This is a genomic window from Pseudorhodoplanes sp. (genome assembly GCF_050250235.1).
GTDB lineage: Bacteria > Pseudomonadota > Alphaproteobacteria > Rhizobiales > Xanthobacteraceae > Pseudorhodoplanes.
This window is the reverse complement of record NZ_JBFWPA010000223.1, coordinates 1-6,284: the sequence shown is the minus strand read 5'-3', so window position 1 is coordinate 6,284 and position 6,284 is coordinate 1. Positions and strand designations below refer to the sequence as shown.

Sequence of the window (6,284 nt, the reverse complement as noted above, 5' to 3'; positions counted from 1 at the left end):
CCCAACCGGGCCGCACCTCGCGGCCTTTTATCTTGCCCTCTTAATCGGTCGGGACGTTGATGCTGTGTTCGCCATCGTCGCTGTTTCCTTTCACTACTCAAGTCCACTTTGCGCCTCGCTGCAACACGCAGCACTTGGCAAGACGAGAGTTCTGGTGCGCCGTGCACTCTTCCGCGCTCAGCGACGGGGTGATTCGGCTGCACGAAGGCAGCGTTTGATCCGTCGCGGCGCATCTCTCCATCGGATTCACGGGGCAGCATCACAGGCACTCCAGCGTGGTCCGGTTGCCCGGCCACAGGCAAGATACCGTGCGTCCCGTCGTCCTTGGTCTGCACCAGTTCTCATCCGCCGAGGCGGAGCTCCATCGTTCAAACGGCCGCTGATGTCTTGACGAGCGGCTGCATCCGATCGCGTTTCGTTGTGCTCATCGATGCGCCCCCAGCAGCTTGCGATCCTTCAGCGTCGCGCTCGCAGCCACGCCCTGCTCGCCTGCCGCCGGATCGCCGACATAGACAGTGCCGTCGACCCACATCGCGTGCATAATCACCGCCAGCTTGCGCGCCACCGCAACAACCGCCTTGCGATGACACGCGCGTTTGGCAATGTTCATGCCCCAGGTTTTGACCTTGTCCTTGCGTTTGAACCGCGTCAGCAGAGCCGACGCCGCCTCATACAGCGCGCGCCGCACATCCGGGTCGCCCGCCTTGCTGATCCGCCCCTGTACGTCGATCGAGGTGCCGGACTGCCGGCGTCGTGACGTCAATCCAAAATAGGCCGCCACGTCGCGTGAGCGGCGGAAACGCGACGGATCGTCGATCGCCGTCATGACGCTCAGCGCCGTCACCGGGCCGACGCCGGGGATCTGCAGGAAGCGCCGACACAGCTCATGACCGGCGACGAACCGCACCACCAGCTCATGCAGCCGGCAATACTGTTTCCACAGCGTGGCGCGGGCCGTCAGCATCGCATCCATCAATTCTGAGGTCAGCGCATCATGCGCCACCGCGTCCCGGACGGCCTTGTCGAACGCACCGCGTGAGATGCCGCCGACCTTGATCCCGAACACCTTCAGCGAATGCCGGATCGTGTTCTCGATGTCGAGAACCTTGTGTTTCAGCGTGCGCCGCTGCGTCAATAACAACCGCAACCGGTAGCTGCTTTCGCTCTTGATATGCGCCTGCCGGAACCAGCCCGTGCGCATGATATGCGCAATCCCGAGCGCATCCGCCTTATCGGTCTTGTTGCGCTGCGCCGACAACGCCGAGCGCACATGCTGGGTCTCCAGACACACCGCGGACAGGCCGCGCTTCACCAGCTCCGGATGCAGCCAGGGCGACAAGGCACCGGCCTCGTGACCGAGGCGGCGCAACCGGCCGCGGAATGGTTTGAGCGCCGCCGCAATCGCATCCGGATCGGTCACCACGCTGACCTCCAGCTGCACTTTGCCGGTGTCGTCGACCACGCAGATCGCCGTCTCGTCCATCGATACGTCTAGGCCACAGAAGAATTCCATCGCCCGCCTCCCGCGCTGTTGTCTCACAACAGCCACGCTACCAGCGGGGTGCGGAACCGGCGGCAAAATACCCGCTCGGCCGCTGTCAGGCCGATTACGGGAGGCCCTCCAATGGTCGGGTGGCCGCTTCCATCCCGGCCCACACTCCTTTGTGCGCCGGTCTTCGCAGCTTCTCGATTTCCTGCGATGCACTTCGTCATGGACGCTCAGTCCCGATGAGACGTACAAACAGGTCGCGATCTTGCGGATTGCTCTTGAGTGGAAATGCCGACGGTGAGCCGGACGATCCCGGTTCCGCCGCCTCCGGAGGCGCAGTCGCGGTGCGCTCGGATTGCACAGCCGACGGCTTGGATTTCGTTGGGAAGAGTGCGCTTGACCAGCCGAGCGCCTGCTCGGCGAATGTCGATGTGATGTCGACGACGGGCAGTTCAACTTCTGCGCTGTGGTCTCGAGCGAGGTCGAAGATTTCCGGGCGGGTACCACGCGGCATGTCGAAGTTCGGCGCATCGCCCTTCCGGACGATTGCCGCGACATCGACTGCAAAGCTAACATCCGGCCGCTTCCAGGAGCCGCGATAGACTGCAACGGAACAGAGCACCGGATCAGCGTTGAGCTGCGGGTGGGTCTTGCAGCGGCTTGCAAGCTTGACGATCTGGGATGCCGCCATTGCAACGTTACGGCATGGCAGAAGGAAGGATGCAGAAACTTTCGATGACAGCACCGGAAGCCCTGCCAGTCCGACCCGCACGGTATTGCCGCCGGATAACTCGCGGGCTTCCGCGATCGCGTCATGCATGCTCGGGTAGACGCTCGGATTGGCTTCCCCCTGCACGGCGATTGCCCACGGTCCGCCGCCCGATTGGTGCCAGACCAGCGCGTGCATGAGCTCCGGATCGACGGCGAGCGCGCATGCCGTCACCAGCGTTACGAGGTCCATGGCGCTTGTCCCGTGAGGTATCCTCCGCCCCGCTGAACCACGGCCGATGCCATCGTGCTCGCAGCCGTCAAGGGCAAGGCGCAAGCGCCGGCCTTACGGCCGCCCTTGACCGCTGCTGCGCGCGACGGCCGCGTGAACCGCGAGCGGGACGGAGGAATGAGCAGGCTTCCCGCGAACAGAGGAATGACCGGGATTTGGCTAAACATACGAGAGTGCCTGGCCATCCTACTGTTGAAACGCCAACAGATCAGCCTCGTGCTTCGCGCTTTGCGGGGCGCGTCCAGAGCAGATGGAAGGCTGAGCGATCACCGCCTGACTGGAACAGGTTGGCGCGGATCGGCTGCGTGAAGGCGGGGTCGTCGATTTGGAGCGCGACGTATTCACCAGCCTTCTCACCGGTGCGGGTCCAGCCCGCTCCAACCTCGGGCCCCTCCTCGTTGCCCGCATGAACGCGGTAGTTCGGCGCGTTCTCGGTGTCCGAGTGTTCAGCCGGCACGATGGCGAGCTCGATGTCGAGCGAAAGGGTCCGTAACCGCCCCGAGAAGCCGTCTCTGGTGCGGATGAAGCTGCCGATTTGCGCCATGTCGTGTATCCTTTCTGCGGTTGGTGAGAAGATCGGCGGGGCGGTCACCGTGTCGCCGCCCACCATTGGAAGCGGCCATCGCCTGCTTCGTCGGTCCAGACGGGCAGCGCGCGGCCGATGACGAAAGCCCGCGGAAACGGGCCGAAATAGCGGCCATCAATGCTGTCGAGGACGTCGAAATTCATGAGAAAGAGCTCGTCATCGCCGATGCGGCGGCAGCCCTGCCAGACCGGCATTTTGCGGCCGGCCTTGTCGCGCTCGCGCGCGTGCCCAATCGTCGAGCGGTACGCGATGATGTCGAGGCCGTAACGGCAAACGGTGTCCCTGGGAAGTGCCAGGATGCGCTTCATCATGGGCGTGCCCATCGGGAGATACCCGCGATCGGACAGGAATTCCGCGATTAACGGCGGTGCCGCGACGGCGACGAGGTCGGTGACATCAAGGTCGTCGGCCGGCTGTATGAGATAGAGACCGATCGGCGCGCTGGCGCTGGCGTTCCAGATCAAAGTTTTTGACGGCTCGACGAAGACCGACGTGCCGAGAATGATGCTGGAAAATGCTGTCGCCAGCATGGTGGCCATCCGGGTCATCAACCGACCTCCCGCCGCTTGAGCCACGCCTGATGGCGGGTGCGCGTGTAGTTGCGCGGTGTCTCGTTGACCGAGATTCGGTTATGGACGTGCTGCCAATAGTCCGGCGCAGCGTCGGCCGGGTCGATGCCGAGCGCCTCCACGGCGTCGATCGCCTGCAGCACGCGTTCGACCTTCGGCCAGCCGTCCATGCGCAGGAGGATTTCTCCGCCGGGACGCACGAAGGGCAGCGTCTGGTAGCGTTCGCCGGGACAGACCGCGCGCACGATGTCGGCGCGCGACAGAATAGTGCCGTATTCGTTGGCGGCCCATCGCACGAAGCAGAAGACGCTGCGGGGCATGAAGCGGACGACGCGTCGATGACGGTCGAGAATCTGCTGGCCTGCCGGTTGGCCGAAGCGTATCCGGTTCTCGATGCGCTGCTTGTGGAAGGTCAGCTCGACGAAGGTTAGCGCCACATCCGCATGAGGAGCGCGCGAGATATGTTGGAGCGTAACGCCCTTCATCGCCGACGTCCTTTGGTGCGAGAAAAGGCTTCGAGCAGGAGAAGACGCAGCATGTAGGCCACCGTGATTCCGCGCTCGAACGCTGCGATCTTGATTCGAGAGCGCACGTCGGGGGTGACGTCGATGGTCAGTCGCGCTGTGAAGGCACTACGCTTGGTGCGTGGCCGGGACCGATTTTCGCCTGGTTTGCCCCAGTGTGGTGCACTGCCGAGCTGCGACATGAACGTGCTTTCGCGCGATCGCCGGATCATGGCGCTTCTCCGTCGCGGTCTATGTGCAAGGTGATGAGTTGGATGGGCATCGCTTGGCGTTGCAGCCCTCTGAGTGACGCATTCGAACGCTCCGTCAGCGATTTCCGGGGGATGTCCGATGCGGCGGGAGCGTCGTGGGTGAGGATGGCTTCGGACCGGGATCGGACGTCGAGTTGCGCGCGCGTTCGGCAGCCCAGGCTTCGAGATCCTCGATCGCATAGACCACGCGGCCGCCGAGCTTGCGGAAAACCGGGCCGGTGCCGGTGCAGCGGTGTTTTTCGAGTGTGCGGCCGGACAGACCCAGAAAGGCTGCGGCGTCGTGTGTCCGGACGAAGCGCGGCGTGACGCGGGCGGATGAGGGGTTCAAGGTGAGCCTCCGGTGCCGTTCAAGGTGTTGCCGGATACGGCAACGGATCGGAGGCAAGCCTGACGGAAAATCAGGGCCATGGGGGAGACCCGCTGCGGAGCGCTTCCTGGAATGTCCCCCTCTTTGGGAGGGCGCGATCTCGGCTGTTATCGTCGTCGGAATCGCTCGGCTCGCTCTGACTCTCCACGCAGTAGTGCGAGGTAGCCGCGGTTCATCAATGCAGTGGCTGCCGTGACAGCGCGATTGATTCTCTTTCGCAACGACGAATTTTTCCACTCGATCGCGGGAATATCGCGCGCGTCCTCATCAAGGAGAACCGCAGCAAGCTCTCGTCGGGTCACGCCTTCCTGTTCGCCATCGAGCACCCGAAGAAGGAAGGTGAATCGAGCGCGTTGCCCAACGGAAAGCCGCTGACTGCGAAGTTGCGGTCCAGCTTTCTTGCCGGTCAAGCGACGATGCAGGCGCTGGACGCTATGCAAGCGGACGCTGAAGTCGCCGTCGAAGGGAACCAAAAATGCGTGGCCACGCCCACGAGATTCACCAACGAACCAGAGCCGATGACGACCCGCTGGATCGTTGAGCAGCACGTGCCGGCCGTCACGCGTTTCGACGCTCATCAGCACGGGCGAAAGGCCGTCGAAGCCAATCGAATAACCGACGTCGAAACCGGTCGGTCCCGCGGTGACAATAACGGTGGAAGGAGAATGCTCCGGCCGCCACAAGCCAGGAGACACCCATGCAGGTGTATCCGGCGCATGCGGGAAAGGCCAAACCCCAACGGCGGGCCAGCCCCTCCATCGCGATTTCGGTTGCGGAGGGATTTGGAGGCGTTCGATCCAAGGTATTGCAATAATCTTCCGTGTAAGCAGGATTGCGGCGAAGAAACTCGATTGCAAACTGCTCGCGATCGAGCTGCATCAGTTGTTTGGCCGCGGTCGGAGACCGCCAGTCATACGCTTGTGACATTGATACTCTCGCTGTTTATCGCCAACGGATCGCCGCCGATGATTATCCGCGAGGCTGCAACTAGGGATAGACACTAAAGTGGAATGACACGATAGAACATACAATGCCTCGCAATCGAAATTGCTCCGGCAGAGGCGAGCCAGCATTATGTTCCTCTTCTCTGCCGCGCTTCAGGAACGTCACTGCAGCCGTGGTTCAAGAAGATGACGATAACCCTTCTGCGTCATCCAATGAGCACGCGCGAGATGACTGTCATACATGCGCTTTGCGCGCTCTGGTGCTTCATCTGGATCGAGTCCGAAAATGATCGCGGCGACCTCGCGCCAGTCAGCGCCTTCGGCTTCAGCGTCAAGCAGGCGGACATAGCTGGCGAGATGCGCCTCATCATAAGCGCTGACACGATCAAGTTGAGGCGGCTCGTCCTTAAAGGTGGTCATTGGATACCCGCCGCTCGGAGTTCGCAAAGCGAGAGTCGATAATCTGGTAGGCTCGTACAGTCATGTGCAGGTCGTGCGGCATCGCCTATGTGCAGGTTTGCTATCGTAGATCCGAACTTTTGACATCCTGCCGT

9 protein-coding genes and 1 pseudogene are annotated in these 6,284 nt (G+C 62.5%); all 10 read right to left on the bottom strand.

The annotated features are described in order from the left end of the window. Positions 1–424: 424 nt before the first annotated feature. The gene (locus AB7F49_RS37030; RefSeq protein WP_428532246.1) at positions 425–1,513 is read right to left on the bottom strand and encodes an IS110 family transposase; all 1,089 of its coding nucleotides are present in this window, start codon (positions 1,511–1,513) and stop codon (positions 425–427) included. 196 nt (positions 1,514–1,709) lie between these two features. Then, positions 1,710–2,450 (bottom strand): hypothetical protein, encoded by a 741-nt coding sequence (locus tag AB7F49_RS37025; protein ID WP_428532243.1) that lies wholly within the window; start codon positions 2,448–2,450, stop codon positions 1,710–1,712. A gap of 247 nt (positions 2,451–2,697) precedes the next feature. After that, the gene (locus AB7F49_RS37020) at positions 2,698–3,033 is read right to left on the bottom strand and encodes a DUF736 domain-containing protein (protein WP_428532240.1); all 336 of its coding nucleotides are present in this window, start codon (positions 3,031–3,033) and stop codon (positions 2,698–2,700) included. Positions 3,034–3,077: 44 nt separating this feature from the next. Next, positions 3,078–3,623 (bottom strand): S26 family signal peptidase, encoded by a 546-nt coding sequence (locus AB7F49_RS37015; protein ID WP_428532237.1) that lies wholly within the window; start codon positions 3,621–3,623, stop codon positions 3,078–3,080. Beyond that, a complete protein-coding gene (locus AB7F49_RS37010; RefSeq protein WP_428532234.1) occupies positions 3,623–4,129 on the bottom strand; it encodes a DUF2840 domain-containing protein in 507 nt (168 codons plus the stop codon). Before AB7F49_RS37010 ends, AB7F49_RS37015 begins: the two co-directional genes overlap by 1 nt. Then, positions 4,126–4,380 carry a hypothetical protein gene (locus AB7F49_RS37005; protein WP_428532231.1) on the bottom strand — a complete coding sequence of 85 codons (255 nt, stop codon included), beginning with the start codon at positions 4,378–4,380 and terminating at the stop codon, positions 4,126–4,128. Before AB7F49_RS37005 ends, AB7F49_RS37010 begins: the two co-directional genes overlap by 4 nt. Positions 4,381–4,474: 94 nt before the next feature. Next, entirely contained in the window at positions 4,475–4,747 is a 273-nt protein-coding gene (locus tag AB7F49_RS37000; protein ID WP_428532228.1) for a helix-turn-helix transcriptional regulator, read from the bottom strand. 146 nt (positions 4,748–4,893) lie between these two features. After that, entirely contained in the window at positions 4,894–5,481 is a 588-nt protein-coding gene (locus AB7F49_RS36995; RefSeq protein ID WP_428532225.1) for a DUF2285 domain-containing protein, read from the bottom strand. A 37-nt stretch (positions 5,482–5,518) separates the two neighbouring features. Then, positions 5,519–5,713 (bottom strand): annotated as a pseudogene (locus AB7F49_RS36990) (transcriptional regulator domain-containing protein); the annotation flags it as partial. Positions 5,714–5,892: 179 nt separating this feature from the next. Further along, positions 5,893–6,150: a DNA -binding domain-containing protein gene (locus tag AB7F49_RS36985; protein WP_428532222.1), complete on the bottom strand. Its 258-nt coding sequence runs from the start codon at positions 6,148–6,150 to the stop codon at positions 5,893–5,895. Between the last annotated feature and the right edge of the window lie 134 nt (positions 6,151–6,284).